At 38.4% G+C, this 18,298-nt stretch carries 15 protein-coding genes and 2 pseudogenes; 12 read left to right on the top strand and 5 right to left on the bottom strand.

Annotated elements, in window-relative coordinates; all coding sequences use genetic code 11:
- Positions 1-58: 58 nt before the first annotated feature.
- Positions 59-907, top strand: a complete 849-nt coding sequence (locus tag JHE06_RS01130; protein ID WP_201089081.1) for a MurR/RpiR family transcriptional regulator — start codon at positions 59-61, stop codon at positions 905-907.
- 147 nt (positions 908-1,054) lie between these two features.
- On the opposite strand, the gene JHE06_RS01125 is transcribed toward JHE06_RS01130, so the two are convergent.
- A complete protein-coding gene (locus JHE06_RS01125; protein WP_058920306.1) occupies positions 1,055-1,588 on the bottom strand; it encodes a dihydrofolate reductase family protein in 534 nt (177 codons plus the stop codon).
- 171 nt (positions 1,589-1,759) lie between these two features.
- Here JHE06_RS01125 and JHE06_RS01120 point away from each other — a divergent pair, with 171 nt between their 5' ends.
- The 3 genes from JHE06_RS01120 (at position 1,760) to JHE06_RS01110 (ending at position 4,292) form a co-directional block, all read left to right on the top strand.
- Positions 1,760-2,314 carry an NADPH-dependent FMN reductase gene (locus JHE06_RS01120; RefSeq protein ID WP_058919750.1) on the top strand — a complete coding sequence of 185 codons (555 nt, stop codon included), beginning with the start codon at positions 1,760-1,762 and terminating at the stop codon, positions 2,312-2,314.
- 410 nt (positions 2,315-2,724) lie between these two features.
- Positions 2,725-3,651 (top strand): UbiA family prenyltransferase, encoded by a 927-nt coding sequence (locus tag JHE06_RS01115; protein WP_058919749.1) that lies wholly within the window; start codon positions 2,725-2,727, stop codon positions 3,649-3,651.
- Between the two features lie 152 nt (positions 3,652-3,803).
- Positions 3,804-4,292 carry a hypothetical protein gene (locus tag JHE06_RS01110; protein ID WP_201089079.1) on the top strand — a complete coding sequence of 163 codons (489 nt, stop codon included), beginning with the start codon at positions 3,804-3,806 and terminating at the stop codon, positions 4,290-4,292.
- 52 nt (positions 4,293-4,344) lie between these two features.
- On the opposite strand, the gene mgsA is transcribed toward JHE06_RS01110, so the two are convergent.
- Positions 4,345-4,773, bottom strand: a complete 429-nt coding sequence (gene mgsA, locus JHE06_RS01105) for a methylglyoxal synthase (RefSeq protein WP_058919747.1) — start codon at positions 4,771-4,773, stop codon at positions 4,345-4,347.
- 280 nt (positions 4,774-5,053) lie between these two features.
- Here mgsA and JHE06_RS01100 point away from each other — a divergent pair, with 280 nt between their 5' ends.
- Positions 5,054-5,569, top strand: a complete 516-nt coding sequence (locus tag JHE06_RS01100) for a type 1 glutamine amidotransferase domain-containing protein (RefSeq protein WP_201089077.1) — start codon at positions 5,054-5,056, stop codon at positions 5,567-5,569.
- A gap of 597 nt (positions 5,570-6,166) precedes the next feature.
- Positions 6,167-8,809, top strand: a complete 2,643-nt coding sequence (locus tag JHE06_RS01095; RefSeq protein ID WP_201089075.1) for a calcium-translocating P-type ATPase, PMCA-type — start codon at positions 6,167-6,169, stop codon at positions 8,807-8,809.
- A gap of 68 nt (positions 8,810-8,877) precedes the next feature.
- Here the strand turns inward: JHE06_RS01095 and JHE06_RS01090 are convergent, their stop codons facing one another.
- Entirely contained in the window at positions 8,878-10,305 is a 1,428-nt protein-coding gene (locus tag JHE06_RS01090) for a glycoside hydrolase family 1 protein (RefSeq protein ID WP_058919744.1), read from the bottom strand.
- A gap of 325 nt (positions 10,306-10,630) precedes the next feature.
- Between JHE06_RS01090 and proB the strand changes: the two genes are divergently transcribed.
- From proB to JHE06_RS01075, 3 genes are all read left to right on the top strand, one after another.
- Entirely contained in the window at positions 10,631-11,452 is an 822-nt protein-coding gene (gene proB / locus JHE06_RS01085) for a glutamate 5-kinase (RefSeq protein ID WP_201089073.1), read from the top strand.
- Between the two features lie 19 nt (positions 11,453-11,471).
- Positions 11,472-12,716: a glutamate-5-semialdehyde dehydrogenase gene (locus JHE06_RS01080; protein ID WP_201089071.1), complete on the top strand. Its 1,245-nt coding sequence runs from the start codon at positions 11,472-11,474 to the stop codon at positions 12,714-12,716.
- 170 nt (positions 12,717-12,886) lie between these two features.
- Positions 12,887-13,426 carry a DUF924 family protein gene (locus tag JHE06_RS01075; RefSeq protein WP_201089069.1) on the top strand — a complete coding sequence of 180 codons (540 nt, stop codon included), beginning with the start codon at positions 12,887-12,889 and terminating at the stop codon, positions 13,424-13,426.
- Positions 13,427-13,544: 118 nt separating this feature from the next.
- On the opposite strand, the gene JHE06_RS01070 is transcribed toward JHE06_RS01075, so the two are convergent.
- A complete protein-coding gene (locus JHE06_RS01070; RefSeq protein ID WP_201089067.1) occupies positions 13,545-15,050 on the bottom strand; it encodes a peptidoglycan DD-metalloendopeptidase family protein in 1,506 nt (501 codons plus the stop codon).
- Between the two features lie 190 nt (positions 15,051-15,240).
- Between JHE06_RS01070 and JHE06_RS01065 the strand changes: the two genes are divergently transcribed.
- Positions 15,241-16,389 carry an NAD(P)/FAD-dependent oxidoreductase gene (locus JHE06_RS01065; protein ID WP_201089065.1) on the top strand — a complete coding sequence of 383 codons (1,149 nt, stop codon included), beginning with the start codon at positions 15,241-15,243 and terminating at the stop codon, positions 16,387-16,389.
- Between the two features lie 101 nt (positions 16,390-16,490).
- Here JHE06_RS01065 and JHE06_RS01060 read toward each other — a convergent pair whose 3' ends face one another.
- A complete protein-coding gene (locus tag JHE06_RS01060; RefSeq protein WP_268905521.1) occupies positions 16,491-16,751 on the bottom strand; it encodes a GNAT family N-acetyltransferase in 261 nt (86 codons plus the stop codon).
- A 301-nt stretch (positions 16,752-17,052) separates the two neighbouring features.
- Here JHE06_RS01060 and JHE06_RS01055 point away from each other — a divergent pair.
- Both JHE06_RS01055 and JHE06_RS01050 read left to right on the top strand, forming a co-directional pair.
- A pseudogene (locus JHE06_RS01055) lies at positions 17,053-17,253 on the top strand (SDR family oxidoreductase); the annotation flags it as partial.
- 148 nt (positions 17,254-17,401) lie between these two features.
- A pseudogene (locus JHE06_RS01050) lies at positions 17,402-18,010 on the top strand (NUDIX hydrolase).
- The last annotated feature ends 288 nt before the right edge of the window (positions 18,011-18,298 follow it).

Raw genomic sequence — 18,298 nt, 5'->3', positions numbered from 1 at the left:
TTTTTTCTTCGGTAGCGATATGCTATACTTATCTCAACTCTTTTAAGCAGGTGAAAACATGAAAAACCAAGATATCAACTTAAAAATCAAATCTATCTATCGTGATTTAAGCAGCAAAGAAAAAAAGATTGCGGATTTTATTCTTTTGCATCCCGAAGAAGTCATGCATGGAACCATCAGCAATATCTCCGATACGATTCAAGTTGCTGATGCTACTTTTTTCCGTTTTTGTAAGCGGTTAGGTTATAAAGGGTTTCAAGATTTCAAAATTGCCTTAGCTTCAGAAAAAGTAAACGGGGCTTTATCTATCCACGAAAATATTTCTAAAGAAGATAATGAACTGCTAATGGCACAAAAAGTCTTTGAATCCAATATAAAATCCTTAAATGACACAAAAAAGTTGTTGGATGAACAAGAACTGATCAAAGCTGTCCAGTTTCTGACTGCTGCCAAAACGGTTGGTTTCTTTGGTGTCGGCGGCTCTAGTATTATTGCCATGGATGCCTACCATAAATTTTTGCGTACGCCACTAAATTGTACGTATACACAAGACACTCATATCCAAATGATGCAAGCCTCTCGGTTAACCGAAAATGATTGTGCCATCATTATTTCTCATTCTGGCATCACCAAAGACACTATACAATTGGCAGAAATCATTAAAGAAAAAAAAGCCAAAGCAATCATTATCACTAGTTACTCGCTTTCTCCCTTAGCGAAATTCGCAGATGCTTTGTTGTTATCGACCGCTGAAGAAACCGACTATCGTTCTGAGGCTCTGACTTCTCGCATCACACAGCTAAGTTTGATAGATGCTTTATTTGTTAGTGTTATGTTTAAAACGGGTGATTTTGCGACGCATTCACTTGAAGAAGTCCGGAAAGTGATTTCTCAGACGAAACTTTGATAGACGGTTATTTGATAGACGGTTAAACATAAAAACCCGTTTCAATAAGAGAAACGGGTTGATCGAGTAAGTTGATCAGCAGTCAGAGATGGTACCTAATCAGACATTTCTGCCTTCATCCGCTTGATATCAGCTGGTTCACTTTTTTTATTCAGTTTGTTCGTAATGAACTTCTACAAATTGGTGGTATTGCTTTACGTCTTTCAATAACAATTTATTTTCATAATCACCAGGTACAAATAACGGAATGCCGTTCCCAATAATAACTGGAGTGAGCTGTATGATAAATTCATCTACCAGTTTCTCTTCAAGAAGAGGCTTCAGCACTTCGCCACCACCCACGATCCAAATCCTTTTACCTGTTTGGCTGGTTAACGATTTAACAAAATTCGCTAAGTCGGAATTTACAAACGTGACAAACTCAGTTGAACCGGTCAACGTTCTTGAAAAAACATAACATTTTTTACCTTTGTAAGGAAATTCTTCCGGCGAAAGCAACAGCATTTGTTCATAGGTTTTTCTGCCCATGATCAGCGTATCAACGGTTTCATAAAATTCTGGATAGCTGGTGTCATTTTCACCTTCAGTCCCTATTAACCAATCCAATAAATGGTTTTTTCTTGCTAAATACCCGTCTAAACTGATCGCCCCATAAAATACTGTTTTTCTTTGTTTGCTCATCGTATAAACCTCCATATGATTTAGTTGTTCCATTAAAAGAATGGCTATCAAATTGTGCCTTTCTTGACTGTTGACTTGTTTGCTAGCAACAAGCGTCATTAGTTGCGTTTTTAAATTATGAGCGGTAAATTTGAAGTAACGAAAACAATTCATTAAAAGGAGTTCATCATTATGACAAAAAATATCGGTGTCTTAGTTGGAAGTCTTCGTAAAGGTTCTTACAGCAAACAAGTTGCAAAAGTATTTTCTACCTTATTTCCTGAAGAATACCATATCTCCTTTATCGATATCAATGGGTTAGATATCTATAATCAGGATTTTGATGATGAAGGAAACGTTCCTGAAAATTGGAAGACCTTCCGTAATGCGATTGGCAAAATGGATGCTATTTTATTCGTAACCCCTGAATACAACCGTTCCGTTCCCGGCGTGTTAAAAAATGCGCTAGATATTGGGTCACGTCCAGCCGGTTCGAGTGTTTGGAATGCTAAACCCGCAGCTATCGTCAGTGTTTCTCCAGGAGCTATCAGCGGATTCGGTGCAAATCATCATTTACGCCAATCCTTAGTGTTCCTAAACATGCCGACTGTCCAACAACCAGAAGCTTATATCGGAAACGTAACAAAGCTGCTTCAAGAAGACGGCTCCATCACTAATCCAAATACTCTGCAGTTTTTCCAATCCATCGTCAATGCTTTTGTTGAATTGATTGAAAAAAACAGTTGAGTTCTCTTTGCTTATCAGTATAAATGAATTCTGTCAGAAACTAAAGCCATGTATGCCCAAGCGGTCCATGACTTTAGCTTTTTTTATGTTGATCTATAACAGGACGTCACTATCCGTCATAAAAAGCTCTTGAAATCGACTCAAATTAACTATCGTTGTAAGATAGTAACTGATATACTTCTTAAGGAGAAACCCATTTAAAACTGTACTTAAATCGTTTCACTGGGCGATCAAACTAGGCAATTCAATGTTAGGAGGCATAAAAAATCATCCTGTGCTTAGTCCGATAAACCATTGTGAACAGAGTCTAACGCGCATAGACTGCCGTTCTTTTTGTACATAAAATGGTTGCCAAATTTACAACTATACTATTACATTAAACCTGTCTGTTACAGGCTTATTTTCAGGAGATGGATACGATCAAAGCTAAATTTAAAGTATTATGGGAACTTGGAGAAATCTACACTTCTCCCTTAAACCTTTTTTTAATTCTATTAGGAGTTTCTTTTTCAACTTACCACTACAACCATACTTGGAACTGGCGGATAATTTTATACGTTTTAACGATTCTTTTTTTCCATGTGGCCGTTAATATTTTTAATAACTATATGGATTATAAAAATGCTTCAGACGCTCATGATTACAAAGTAAAATCAAATATCATCGGAAGAGAAAATCTGAATCTAGCAACGGTAAAGAAAGCTTTTCTATTCTTTTTAGCATTGGCTTCTTTTTTTGGTCTGCTACTAGTCTGGTCTACCAATTTAGTGTTATTGGGATTAGGCGTACTAGGTTTTTATGTTGGTTTATTTTACTCATCAGGGCCAAAACCATTAAATAGTTTGCCCATTGCTGAAACAGTTACCTCTTTGTTCAGCGGTTTTGTCATTCCTTTAATTGGTGCTTATTTGTGTTTGTATGATCAGGTTGATTTTTCTTTCCACACCATAAAATTAGTTTTCTTCATTAGTTTGCCAATGGTGGTCATGATGTTTAACAACTTATTGGCCAATAATACTTGTGACCTAGAAGAAGATATTGTAAATGGGCGAAAAACATTAGTCTATTACTTAGGTAAAAAGAAAGCTGTGCAATTATTTAAAGTCGTATTTGTTTTTAATTTTTTATGGTTGATTTTGCTGGTTTACTTGAAGTTAGCTCCATTCCCTATCTTGTTGCTGGTTCTTTTGTTTCCCAAATATTGGAAAAGCTTATCGCCTTATTTTGAAGTTCAAGATAAACAAAAAACCTTTCCAGTTGCCTTAAAAAATATGGCTGCTATCATGATGCTTTACCCTATTTTGTATACGATTGGAGTAGTGTTCGCTCAATTTTAATCGTTGATTGACAAAACAGCAGAGAAACCTTAAAGTTACACTGATCACTATATATAGAGTTGGAGGGGTGCTTTATCAAAAACGAAACAGACCCGAATAAGAAACAACCATGGAAAATAGTTTTAATCATTGCAGCAATCATAGTCGTATGTATGATTGGATTAACGGCCTACTTAACGATCAGTGGTCCGAATCGTTCTGAAACGCCTATCTCTGAGACCAGCGCTCAAGAAGCTGCTCTTGCTAATCTAAGCCAAAACGATACGACCTATCAATCTCTTTATCCAGAATATGAAATAGCCTATGTGTATCTTATGAGTGCTTTTTCCAAACAAATGGATGGGATAGAAAGCGGAGAAACCACAGAAGAAAGTTTTAATAAAGTCATTGAAGATTTCGAAATATTAGTTAGTGATTTTTTAAAACGAGTTCCTGATACCGCTGATACCTTTAAAGAAAGCAGAGATGCTGCTGTTTCCAGTGCTCAAAAAACACAGGATACCTTAATTCATTTTGAAGACCTTATAAACGAAACAGGAATTACGAATGATGAAATCAGTATTGATCATTTAAGTGATGCACTGGATGATTTTAAAGAAAGTCAGATAACCTTCAAAGAAACAATGGATTCACTAAAATAATCAAAAAAATGAGTTCCTTCATTGTGTTATTAATGAAGGAACTCATTTCTTATTAAACATCTGTATTCAATATTTCTCGTCCAGCATGGTGGTGGATTTTGCGCCAATCTACTAACCCTTCGCCTAATCCACGCAATAAAATTTCACCTGTTCCCATATTCGTTGCTAATGGAATTTCATAGACATCGCTCAAGCGGAGCAATGCAGTGATATCTGGTTCATGAGGCTGAGCTGTTAACGGGTCTCTTAAAAAAATCACCATGTCTATTTTATCATCTGAAATATAGGCTCCAATTTGTTGGTCGCCACCTAATGGCCCTGACTTAAACCGGTGAACGTCTAATCCTGTAGCATCCACGATTCTTTGTCCCGTGGTTCCTGTCGCATAAAGGACATGCTCTTTCAAAATATCTTGATAAGATGAAATTAATTTAACCATTTCATCTTTTTTCTTATCGTGAGCAATCAGTGCAATATTCATTTTTATTCCCCCATCCTTTATCCTTTACTTCTTCTATCCTATATTAATAATAACATGCAAATCGTGGAAACGCATACTTTATTGAAAAACCGGATAGTGACAAGTTTTTTGGGGAAAGAAATAGAAAAGAGAAAATTTATTTTAATTGCAGCTCATCCAGTGTTATAGGATTCCACCCAAAAAAAACGTAGTAAGTTTTACAATGAGTGTTTATTCTTGAGTCTCTTTTTCACTTACGTTACACTTAAATTAATCAAACATAGAAAGAGGGAATAAAAACATGGGAAAAAAAGTTGCAGTAGTTGTTACGAATTTATTTGAAGATGTCGAATTCACCTCCCCAAAAGATGCATTGGAAAAAGCTGGACATGAAGTTACTACTATTGAAGAAAAAGCAGGCAATCAAGTTACGGGAGAAAAAGGCGATGCGACGATCACAATTGATAAAAGTATCGATGATGTTTCTCCAGACGAGTTTGATGCTTTACTCATCCCAGGAGGCTTCTCGCCTGACCAATTACGTGCAGATGAGCGCTTTTTAACATTTGTTAAACAATTTGCGGATGCTAAAAAACCGATTTTTGCTATTTGTCATGGACCACAGCTTCTCATCAACGCTGAAGTAGTCAAAGGCAAAAAAATGACTTCTGTTAAACAAGTCGGTGTTGATTTGAAAAATGCCGGTGCTTTATATGAAGACAGCGAAGTTGTGACTGACGAGAGCGGCTTAATTACCAGCCGTACCCCTAAAGACTTGCCGGCTTTTAATAGAGCCATCTTAGAAGCGTTAGCTTAGAATAGCAACGCGACTGCTTCATTGAAACTATTAAAACCTTTAACCGACTTTCATGTTCTTCTCATCTTTTTCTGATAGAATCAACAAGTCGTTTAAATAAATTCAATTTATTTTTACTCTCTTTTCTCCCCTATGAAAAGAGTCTTATCCCCTAGCTGTCTCACAAATGTGAGGCAGCTTTTTTTATTCCTTAACATAAAAATTAATCTTTAGTCACACTTTCTTCATACTTCATCGTTATAGTAGAAACATACCAATAACAACCAACTTTTTTATATTTTCATTTTTACCTTTTACTCCTCCAAAGTAATAGGTATTACTCCTTTTAGCCACTTGTTTTTACAAGTGGCTTTTTTTGTGTATACGATCTTTTACTTAAATTTAATAAAAATATAACAATTCAAACAAATGTTTCGAGATTATCCCCACCGCAACGATGAAAGCGATTTATTTTTTAAGCGTCACTCAAAATCACCTATTTGTCAAGGTTTCCGTCTTGCATTACCTCTTACTTTTTGTTAGAATTATAGATATAAGGAGCAAACATCTGCTTCCTACTGAATGAAATCAGCAAAAAAACTATATAGGAGGAATGTTATGGATTTCAAAACAAAACAGATCAAGTCCATTATAAAGACATTAAAGAGCGACGAGAAAAACGGGCTTACGTCGCAGCAAGTTGAACAAAAAAAGAAAGAATTTGGTGCTAACCAATTTACAGAAGAGGAACGCGTTTCGCTTTTCAAAAAAATACTGAATCATTTAAAAGAAGTGACAGTTATTATTTTGATTATAGCTGGAATCATTTCCACGTACATCGCCATTACTCAACACCCCTCTGACTTATCAGAACCAATCGTTATTTTCGCTATCATCGCTTTAAATGTTTTCATCGCGATTCGCCAAGAAGGAAATGCAGAAGCCGCTTTAGAATCGTTAAAGAGCTTATCTGCTCCAAAAGCTCGGGTTATCCGTGATAACCAAACAGAAGAAATTGACGCCGTCGATTTAGTACCCGGTGATATTTTACTTCTTGAAGCTGGTGACATGGTTCCAGCAGATGCTCGTATGATCTCTAGCAGCAATTTACAAACGGAAGAATCTGCTTTAACAGGTGAAAGTTTGCCTATTGAAAAAGATGAAAATGCCGTTGTTGACGAAGATGCTCCAGTTGGGGATGTCTTTCATACCGTTTTTTCAGGGTCATTGGTTACCAATGGTCGTGCAAAGACGATAATTACTGCAACTGGAATGGACACTGAAATGGGTGCTGTAGCAAGTCTACTTAATAACACCAAACAAGGAAGAACGCCACTGCAAGACCGGATGAACAAGCTGGGCAAACAATTAAGTATCATTGCTGTATTAGCTGGTGTTTTGATTTTCATTTTGAATTTTTTCCAAGGTGAAGATTTCATTACAACCTTAATGACCGCTGTTACGTTAGCTGTTGCCGCTGTTCCAGAAACTTTGCCAGTGATTGTGACCATTAGTTTAGCTTTCGGGGTACAAAACATGGTCAAACGCAATGCGATCATCCGTACGATTCCTTCGGTTGAGACATTAGGCAGTGCTTCTGTCATTGCTTCAGATAAAACCGGAACATTAACTCAAAATAAAATGACTATTCAAAAATTGTGGACTTTCCCGCATCCGCCTATTGATGCTACTGCTGAATTTGGTGAAGATGAGAAAATGCTCTTGAAGATGATGAGTTTAGCTTCGAATGCCACCATCGAAGATCGTGATGGTGAAGTAGTTATTGCTGGTGACCCAACAGAATCAGCCATCATTCGCTTATTGCAAGAAAAAGGAATGCCTAAAAAAGAATTAGAAAAAGAATACCCACGTGTTCACGAAATTCCGTTTGATTCTGAACGTAAATTAATGACCACTGTTCATAAAACAGAAGATGGGTATATTTCCATTACTAAAGGGGCTTTTGACCGTATACCGGTTCACTTTTCATCTATTACAGATGAAGTTGGAACTAGAGCTCATGAAATACATGATTCATTTGCACAAGATGCTTTACGTGTGATTGGCGTAGGATACAAAAAATACGATGATTTGCCTAAAGATTTATCAGTTGAGGAATTAGAAAAAGATATTCTATTTGCTGGAATCGTCGGCATGATCGATCCTCCTCGTGAAGAAAGTCGTGACGCAGTTAAAGAAGCAAAAGCAGCTGGTATTAAAACGATTATGATTACTGGTGACCACGCTGTTACAGCGACTGCTATCGCTAAACAAATCGGGATTTTTGAACCAGGTGATAAGACCATTACGGGTGCTGAGCTTAGCAAATTATCGGATGAAGAACTAAAAGGAAATGTTAGAGACTTTTCCGTTTATGCACGCGTCTCGCCTGAAGACAAGATTCGAATCGTTAAAGCGTGGCAAGCCAATGATGAAATAGTTGCCATGACCGGTGACGGAGTCAATGATGCGCCAGCTTTAAAAGCAGCAGATGTTGGTACTGCGATGGGAATCGCTGGTACAGAAGTTGCTAAAAATGCAGCAGATATGGTTTTAACAGATGATAACTTTGCTACAATCGTTCATACCGTTGAAGAAGGCCGTCGAGTCTACGAAAACATCAAAAAAACTGTCTATTTCTTATTAGCGTGTAACATTTCAGAAATTTTTATTATGTTGCTTGCTGTTCTCTTTGGTTGGGGCCTTCCAGTTGTTTCTATTCAACTCTTATTTATTAACGTAGTAGCCGATGGAATACCAGGTTTCGGCTTAAGTAGAGAAAAGGCAGATCCAACGCTGATGGAACAAAAACCAACGAAAAAAGGCGAAAGTATTTTCGCTCGTGGTATGACTCGTAACATTGCGATCGTCGCGACTATTTTTACTATTATCACTTTGCTTGGTTTTTATATTGGATCTTCTGTCACGGTTGATGCTACTATCGGCGCAAGTCATGAAGTTGGACAAACGATGGCTTTCCTTATCCTAGGTTGGTCTTCCGTTATTCACATCTTCAATGCCCGAAGTAAAGAATCCATTTTTAAAATTGGTTTCTTATCAAATCCAACTGTTTTCTGGACATCTCTTTTATCCATTTCGATTTTAACAATCGTTGCTTTGGTACCTTTCTTAGCAAACATTTTCTTTCTTGTTCCAATGAGTTTGACCCATTGGATCATTGCGGTTGTTTTGTCGATACTTCCATTAATATTCGTGGAAATACAAAAATTGGTCTTTAAGAAGATTGGAAAAGCATTCTAAAATGAATACTAACAAAAAAGGTTCCAGTAGAAATTATTCTGCTGGAACCTTTTTGTTGTTTAACTGGGTTATTTTTCAGTAAGACTAGCTCCATTGGTTTCGATGACTTGTTTGTACCAATAAAAGCTTTTCTTTTTATAGCGTTCTAATGTACCTGTGCCATCGTCATGACGGTCCACATAGATAAAACCATAGCGTTTTTTCAATTCAGCCGTTGAAGCACTAACAAGGTCAATACAGCCCCAAGTAGTGTACCCCATTACATTGACACCGTCTTTGATTGCTTCTCCTACTTGAACTAGGTGATCGTTTAAATAATCGATTCGGTAATCATCATTAACGGTCTTGTCGCCATTTTCATCAGTGATCAATTCGTCATTAGCACCTAATCCATTTTCGACAATGAAGAGTGGTTTTTGGTATCGATCCCAAAAGTCATTCAATACGATTCGTAGTCCTTTTGGATCAATTTGCCAACCCCATTCAGAGGCTTCTAAGTACGGATTTGGTATGCCGCCTAAAATATTGCCTTTACCAGGCTTACGTTTGCTCTCATCAGCTGTTTCCGTGACACTCATATAATAACTGAATGAAATGAAGTCCACAGTATTTTTAAGGGTTTCTTCGTCGTCTGGACCAAAATCAAGTTCAATATTGTTCTCACGGAAGTAGCGTTTCATATAGCCTGGGTACGCTCCTCGCACGTGGACATCCGAGAAGAAATAGTTTTTGCGTTCAGCTTCCATAACCGCAACCATATCATCAGGATTAGATGTTAGCGGATAAATCGGCATCGCCAATACCATACAACCGATTTGAGCTTCCGGCATGATTTCATGTCCTATTTTTGTTGCTAACGCACTCGCTACTAACTCATGGTGTACTGCTTGATACAAGTCTTTTTGCGTCAGCTCTTCAGGGGCTGTATAAATACCGCCGCTCATAAATGGTGCATGTAAAATAGAGTTGATTTCATTGAATGTCAGCCAATATTTTACTTTTCCTTTATAACGGGTGAAGACTGTCCGTACGTAATTTTCGTAAAAATCAATCATTTTACGGTTTACCCAGCCGTCATATTCTTTAGATAAATGCAGTGGGGTTTCATAGTGAGAAAGAGTCACTAAAGGCTCAATGCCGTATTTCAACAATTCATCAAATAAATCATCATAGAATTTCAAACCAGCTTCATTTGGCTCAGTTTCATCGCCTTTAGGGAAAATACGTGACCAAGCAATTGATGTACGGAATGTTTTGAAACCCATCTCCGCAAATAACTTGATGTCTTCTTTATAACGGTGATAAAAATCGATTCCGACTAACTTCATATTGTCTTCTGTCGGTTCGTCGGTTATCGGACCGAATCCGCCATGAGGCGTAACATCTTGGACAGACCATCCTTTTCCGTCTGCGTTATAAGCACCTTCTAATTGGTTCGCTGCAACCGCTCCACCCCATAAAAAACCATCTGGAAATTGTTCTTGTGTCAAAATGATCCGCTCCTCTTTTATTCATTAGTTTAACTATTTTTAAAAAATAAAAAACCTAAACTCATTCCAAATGCTCTATCCAACTTGCAATAGAACGATTTCGAATCAATTTAGGTTTTGCCTGCCGAACAGTAACAATCCTTCTGCTAAACTCAATATAACACGCTGCACCATGAAATGCAAACGCTTTTCATACTTCCCATTAAGTAATTACCTACATAAAAGGTCGAAGGATAGTCTTTTCAAGTAAAAACTGTTAAAATGGTAGGCAATTGAAGTCATTTGGTGTTCGATTTTAAATGACCGTATCTTGAAAGAATGGATGGGTGTAATGAATAAAACAGCAAGACAAACCTTAGCTTTATGCAAACGAGTCATCATAAAAGTTGGTACCAGCACCATCATGTACCCCAATGGCACGGTTAACTTACAACGGTTAGACAAATTGGCTTTTGTCTTGAGCGATTTGAGAAATCAAGGAAAAGAAGTCATTCTAGTATCTTCCGGCGCAGTCGGCGTTGGTCTTCACCGGTTGAATTTGAAAGAATCGCCTAAAACCATTCCAGAACAACAAGCTGTTGCTTCTGTAGGGCAAAGCGAACTCATGAATTTATACAGCAATTTCTTTTTCAACTATGGTCAAATCATCGGACAAGTGTTGATGACGCGTGATATTGTCGAGTTTCCTGAAAGTCGGTTAAATGCTATCAACACTTTTGAACAATTATTGAAGAAAAATGTTATTCCGATCGTCAATGAAAATGATACGGTCGCAGTCGATGAATTGGACCATTCCACAAAATTCGGCGACAATGATCGTTTGTCTGCTATCGTAGCTGAAATTACACAAGCGGACTTATTGATCATGCTGTCCGATATTGATGGTTTTTACGATCGCAATCCCAACGAAGATGCGAATGCTGAACTATTCCGCGAGATAAATGATGTCACTCCTAGGCTCTTTTCACTTGCCGGCGGAGTAGGATCAGAATTCGGTACTGGCGGCATGGTCACTAAATTAACTGCAGCAGAACACATTTTAAAACAAACTAGTCAAATGGTCTTAGCAAATGGCGAAGATCCGACAATCATTTTTAAAATTATTGCCGGTGAGGATATCGGAACACTTTTCACGACTAAACAGAATCAGTAAACCATAGGGAGGAATTTGAATGGAAACCTTAATAGAATTAGGTGAAAAAGCAAAAAAAGCCAGCCGTTATTTGGCACAAGCTTCTTCTAAAGAAAAAAATGCAGCACTTCAATTAATGAGTGAGGCTCTTTTAGAAAATGCTTCAACTATTCTGGCCGCAAATCAACAAGACCTTGCTGCAGCTAACGAAAACAACATCGCTGAAACGCTGGTAGACCGTTTGATTTTAAATGACGAACGCCTGCAAGCTATGGCTGAGGGCCTAGTACAGATTGCTGAATTGCCAGATCCAATTGGGTTAGTGAGCGGCATGTGGAAAAACGAAGCTGGTTTAACTATCGGCAAGCAAAGTGTACCGCTTGGCGTTATCGGCATTATCTACGAATCACGACCAAATGTGACCACAGATGCTGGTGCCTTATGTTTTAAATCAGGCAATGCCGTCATTTTACGCGGCGGAAAAGAAGCGATTCATTCCAATAAAGCTTTGATCACTGTTTTGCAGCAAGCTTTAGCTAAGACTAGCTTTCCAGAGACAGCTATCCAATTGGTAGAAGATACGACTAGAGAAACTTCTCGAGACATGATGCGGTTAAATCGTTACTTGGATGTTTTGATACCTCGCGGAGGCGCACGTTTGATTCAAACAGTGATGGAAACCGCTACTGTTCCTGTTATTGAAACGGGCACAGGCAATTGCCACATTTATATCGATAAAGAGGCACAATTAAAAATGGCCACCGATATCATCGTCAATGCGAAATGTTCTCGCCCTTCTGTTTGTAACTCAGCCGAAACTTTATTGATTCATGAAGATGTCGCTGATGAATTTCTGCCTGTGATTGAAGCAGCTTTAGCTGAATACCATGTCGAATTGCGTGCAGACGAAAAAGCTCTCCGCATTTTTAAAGACGCGGTGCCGGCTCTTGAAGAAGATTGGGAAACCGAATTCCTAGATTTTATCTTAGCTGTAAAAGTTGTTTCTTCATTAGACGAGGCCGTTACCCATATCAACCAGTACAGCACAGGTCATTCTGAAGCAATCGTAACCGACAATTACTTTGCTGGGCAACAATTCCACCGCGAAGTTGATTCATCAACAGTCTATATTAACGCTTCAACACGGTTTACAGATGGTTTTGAATTTGGTTTTGGAGCTGAAATCGGCATCAGTACTCAAAAACTGCATGCTAGAGGACCAATGGGCCTCGCTGAATTAACTTCTTCCAAATACATCGTCTTTGGAGAAGGTCAAATTCGGTAGTTTCTTTTTGGAATACGTTTTTTTGAGGCATGATTTCGATTTCACTTCGAAATCATGCCTTTTAAACTAATCACTGCCTGTGGATAAGTTGTGGATAACCGCATTTGACAGTCTGCCAAGTTATACACAGGGGATAACTAAGGCGACCAAAATTAACGGGAGGTCAGTATATGGAGTATCAAGCAGTATTAGATTTTTGGTTTGAAGAAGTTACGCCTAAACAATGGTTTGAAAAAGATGAACAGCTTGACGAAGAGATTCGGCAACGTTTTGGAAGTTGTCACCAACAAGCCATCCAAGGAGAGTTAGTGACCTGGCGTAAGACCATTCAAGGCCGTTTAGCAGAAATCATCGTTTTGGATCAGTTTTCCAGAAATATTTTCCGAAACGATCCTCGTTCATTTGCATATGACGGGATGGCATTGGTTTTAGCTCAAGAAGCTATGAACCTAGAAGAGTTGAACCAATTAAGTGTAGCTCAACGCAGTTTTATCTATATGCCTTTAATGCATTCCGAATCCTTAGTGATTCATGAAGAAGCCTTGAAACGCTTTTCAGAAAAAGGAATGGAAACAAACTTAGACTTTGAATTAAAGCATCGAGATATTTTAGTGAAATTTGGTCGCTATCCTCATCGCAATGAAGTTCTGAATCGCAAATCAACACTAGCAGAAATCCAATTTTTGAAAGAACCAAATTCATCTTTTTAATATGCCTTAGACGCAAAAAAGCTCCCTTCGCAGCAGACACTTCTTAGAGTGTCTCCTTTGAAGGGAGCTTTTCGATTTAGTACAGCCTGTACTACTGTGCTTCAATTTTATTGTTTGTCTACAATCCTAAATAAGGAGCTGGGTTGACGCGACTGCCATTCAGGTATACTTCAAAGTGCAAGTGTACACCTGTAGAAGAGCCCGTTGTTCCCATGGTACCGATTTGCTGTCCTTGCGATACTTGTTGCCCAGGTGCTACGGTCAAGCTTCCTGCGACCATGTGGGCATAAAGCGTTTGAACGCCATTGCCATGGTCGATTTTCACATAGTAACCCCAGCCGCCGTCGTAACCAGCAAAGACCACTGTTCCGCTTTTAGCTGCCACGATAGAACCGCCGCCGCCAAAGTCCATTCCGCCATGTAACTTTTTCTTCCCTGTAATCGGGTGAATCCGGTAACCGTATGGCGATGTGGTGTACCCGCCACTAGGACGGATGAATCCTGAACCATTTACGTTAGACGCAGGTGGTTTTATCGGATTCGGTTTAACCGTGCTTGGTTTAGAAGGCGCGGGTGTTGGTGTTGGGTCAGGTTTCGCAACAGATTCATTGGATGATGCTTGACTATTTGGTGCTTCATCAGCTGATGCTTTTGGTGTTTCTACAACACTCGCTTCTTTTTCGACTACTGCTGCAACCGTTTTTTGCTCCGCAGCTTTTGCTTGTGCTTCCTCTGCTTCTGCTTGAGCTAGAGCTTGGGCTTCTGCCTCAGCAATGGCTTCAGCTTGAGCAGCAGCTTCTTCTTCGGCTTTCTTAGCTGCCGCTAGTTTAGCTTGTTCTTCTTCAAAGATACGTTGACGTTCTTTTTGTAAACTTTCAGATAATACACTCGTTTGAGTGGCAATGACTTCTTGTTCTTGAATAAACGTATTTTTTTCTGATTCTGTCATATCGTATTCTGCTGCGATTTGGATGATCTTATCGTCCATTTCAGCTTTTTGTGCCACTAAATTATTTTTGCTCACTGTGATATCATTTTTCAGCGTTTCGATCGCTTCTTTTTCAACTTCGGCTTCTTTTTCAGTCAATTCTAAAGCAATTTGGTCGCTTTCTTGTTTAACAACAATACTCTTATTGGCAGAAACCAATTGGTTGGCTACGCCCATTCGGCCGACTAGATCCGATAAGCTTTCTGCAGAAACAATCAATTCGATCAAATTAGAAGCACTTCCATCCGTTTGAACCGAACGTGCTTGCGTTTCAAGTTTTCCTGTCCGTTGTTCGATCAAGCTTTGTAGTAATTGAATCTCTTTTTGCAACTCTTCTATTCTTAGGTTAGACTCTTCTAATTTTTTCTCTTGCTTATGTAAAGTGATGACGACTTCATCAATTTGAATCTGCAGTTGTTGAATGTCAGTTTCAAAAGCTGCTTTTTTTGATTCTAAGCCCGTTAATGTTTCTTCTTGTTTTTTTATATGACTGTTTAATTCAGACGATTTATTTTCAAGTTCTTGTTTTTGCTGTTCCAGCTCTTCAATAGAATCCGCACTTGCCGTTGCAGGCATAATGAATGGACCTGTGAGCAACATAGTCGTAATAAAACCGACAACTAATTTCTTTTTCATTGAATTCCCCCATACCTTTTCCAAATCTTCTACTTAACTACCCTAGTGTAACATATTTAACCACTTTACTAGATGTTAATTGGCTAACAAAAAAAACCCTTATATTACAGAGGTAACAAAAATCAACTCACTGTTATTTAATATATGTATGCTAAACTAAGAAAGAATCTAAAGAAAAAGGGGACTTATTATGAACAACAAAATGCCCATTGCAGTTGTCGGTGCAGGCATCGTAGGAGCAACGACCGCATTTTATCTTAGTGCTGCCGGCTATGCTGTTACGATTTACGATGAAGGTACAGGACAAGCAACGTCGGCCGCTGCGGGAATTATTTGCCCTTGGCTGTCACAACGCCGCAACAAACAGTGGTATCAATTAGCCGCTGCCGGTGCAGCTTTTTATCCAACGTTGATGCAAGATTTGAATGAGGATATGATGAATTCTGACATTTACCGCCAAGTCGGAACGTTAGTCTTTAAAAAATCTCCTGAATTATTAGCTAAACTTGAAAAAATAGCTTTAAAACGACGAGAAACTGCTCCAGAAATTGGCGAACTGTCTATCCTTTCGCCTGCTGAGATCAAAGCCAAGCTGCCTTTGCTGGAAACGGAACAATCGGCTTTATTTGCTTCTGGCGGAGCACGAGTTGATGGATCCCTGCTGACTAAAAAATTGGTAGAGGCTGCCGTTTCAAATGGAGCAGACTATTTTCCTGAAAAAGCTCAGTTAACAATGTCGACAACCGGCACTTATACTATCGCCACACCTACACACACTAAGCATTTCTCTGCTGTGGTTTTAGCTGCAGGCGCTTGGTTACCTGAAATATTGCAGCCTTTAGGATTTTCTGTCGACATCCGGCCACAAAAAGGCCAATTGATCCATTTAGAAGTAGAGGAAGAAACACAAGACTGGCCAGTGGTGATGCCAGATGGCGAAAAAGATATCATTCCTTTTCCGAACGGACGCATTGTAGTCGGCGCTACTCACGAAAATGATGAAGGATATGATTTAGTGCCGTCTGAAGAAAAACTAGCAGTCATGCTGAATGAAGCAGCCGAACTTGCTCCTAGTTTAGCCAAAGCAACAATCAAAGAAGCACGTGTCGGTACACGGGCTTTCACTTCTGATTTCGCCCCCTTTTTTGGCGAAGTTCCAGAATCTCCCGGCTTATATGTGGCCAGCGGTTTAGGCTCTTCCGGGTTGACTTCAGGACCAATCATTGCCCGTATGTTAACTCAATTGATCATGGATAAACCCACTGATTTGCCAGTATTCGACTACCCTGTAGCACGTTATATTCACAGAACTCATTCATATACAGAGATAAAAGATTAAAACTTAAGTTAAAGCAACATAACAACAATCGTGAACTGGCTAGCGTTCACGATTGTTGTTTAATTATTTGGTCACCTTTTAAAGACTTCTGCGTTTAGTGATTATAAATATTTAGACATGCTTATATCTGTCGTTTTGAATCCCATTTTTTCATATAGTGAGAATGCCGTCGTATTATGCGCAAATACATGCAGCATAACTTTCTTTATTCCCATCTTTTTAGCGATTTCTTCAAGTTCCGACATCGTTTGCGTACCATAACTCAAGCTCCGAAATTCTTCAAATATAATAAAATCATAGATAAAAGCTGCTTTGCCATGCACTGATATGCTCCCAATATAGTAGACAGTAGAAATACACAAAATTTCTAGACTATTATGTGGGGAGTGTCTTTTCAGCTAAGTAGAGTGCTCAGTTTATTTGAATACTAAATGAAAAAACTCTACAACAGTAAAAAATAATTCGTTTTAATAAACTGAATCACTTTCTTGATTTCTTTTTCCATGCAGCATTAATTTTGATGATTAAATTCCAAGTAATCCAAGACCATAGCGATTTGTTCTTCGACTGAATAGTCTCCTTCAATCCTTAGTATTGGACAAGATAACTCTGCCATCCAATGTTCATGCAAGATTTTACTTCTAACTTCCATACCTGCATGCAGGACCTATCTGGACGCCTCTTCAATTAGATAATGGACAATTAGAAGGACATTTCCCTGAGTTTGGCCAAAGCAATCCATTGAAACGGGCTGGACAACCTGTAGAGCTAGCCCCGGTTTACGTTCTCTTGGCTTCAGATGAAGGTAGTTATATCACTGGGCAAATTTATGGTGTAACTGGCGGCAAACCGATTGATTTATAATTGATTGCCCTATTCCAAATTCTATAGCGAACTTGCACCATCAGGTTACAGCCCACGATGGACGAACTCCAACTAAAAGCCAATTTTAGTTGGAGTTTATTTTGTCGCTGTCTTCGTTGCTAGCTGTATTGCCATTGGTTTTGCTATTATAAAATACAATTATTTAGAACAATATAAAAGATTGCTTTCCATAGCTGAAGCTGGAATCTTTTATGGTAAGGATTTATTTGATAAAGAACGATATTGAAGAATTAAAAGAGATAGCATTGAAGTTAATAAATGACGTGGGCAATGAACCGATTGAAAAGTTAGAGAACATAGTTGCTGCTAACGAAGGATACCCTACTCCTAAAATTGACGTTAGAGCTTATATTAAAAAAGATAACAAAATATTGCTCGTAGAAGATTTTCCAACAAAAGAGTGGGCTTTGCCAGGAGGTTATGCCGAAATAGGATTAACTCCTAAAGAAAGCATTATAAAAGAAGTATTAGAAGAAACTGGTTTAACAGTTGATGAGTGTAAGCTAATGGCTGTATTCGATACGAATTTACGAAAAGATATTCCTCAACTGTTTCAATATTATAAATTGGTTTTTTATTGTACTATCGCCGGTGGAACTTTCAAAGAAAACATCGAAACTTCTGATGTAGGCTTTTTGATTTAGAAAACTTACCAAAATTATCAAAAAATAGAACAACTAAAGAGCAATTGATTGAACTGTCTAACAGTAATAGCACAAGTATTTATTGTGAATGATTAGTATTGCACAATCAGCTTTTTTACATAGCTCTTGCTCAGAACGACTATTAAATTACAATATTGCGCTAACTGCATTTACTTAAAAACGAAATTATTGGTTTCAAAGTACTGACAGTCTTTAGTAGTAAAATTCAAAACAAACCTCCACTACTTCTAAAACTGTAGGCATTACTCCTAACACTCCAACCGTCTCTTTAACGACATTAAGCCAATTATCTGCTCTGCCTACTCTACTCTCCTTTCGCTTCTGTTTCTCAAGGTTATTCTTGGTAATAAAAAGTACAA

The sequence above is a fragment of the Carnobacterium sp. CS13 genome (genome assembly GCF_016653495.1).
Classification (GTDB): Bacteria; Bacillota; Bacilli; order Lactobacillales; family Carnobacteriaceae; genus Carnobacterium_A; species Carnobacterium_A antarcticum.
This window is presented reverse-complemented; position numbering and strand designations above follow the sequence as displayed.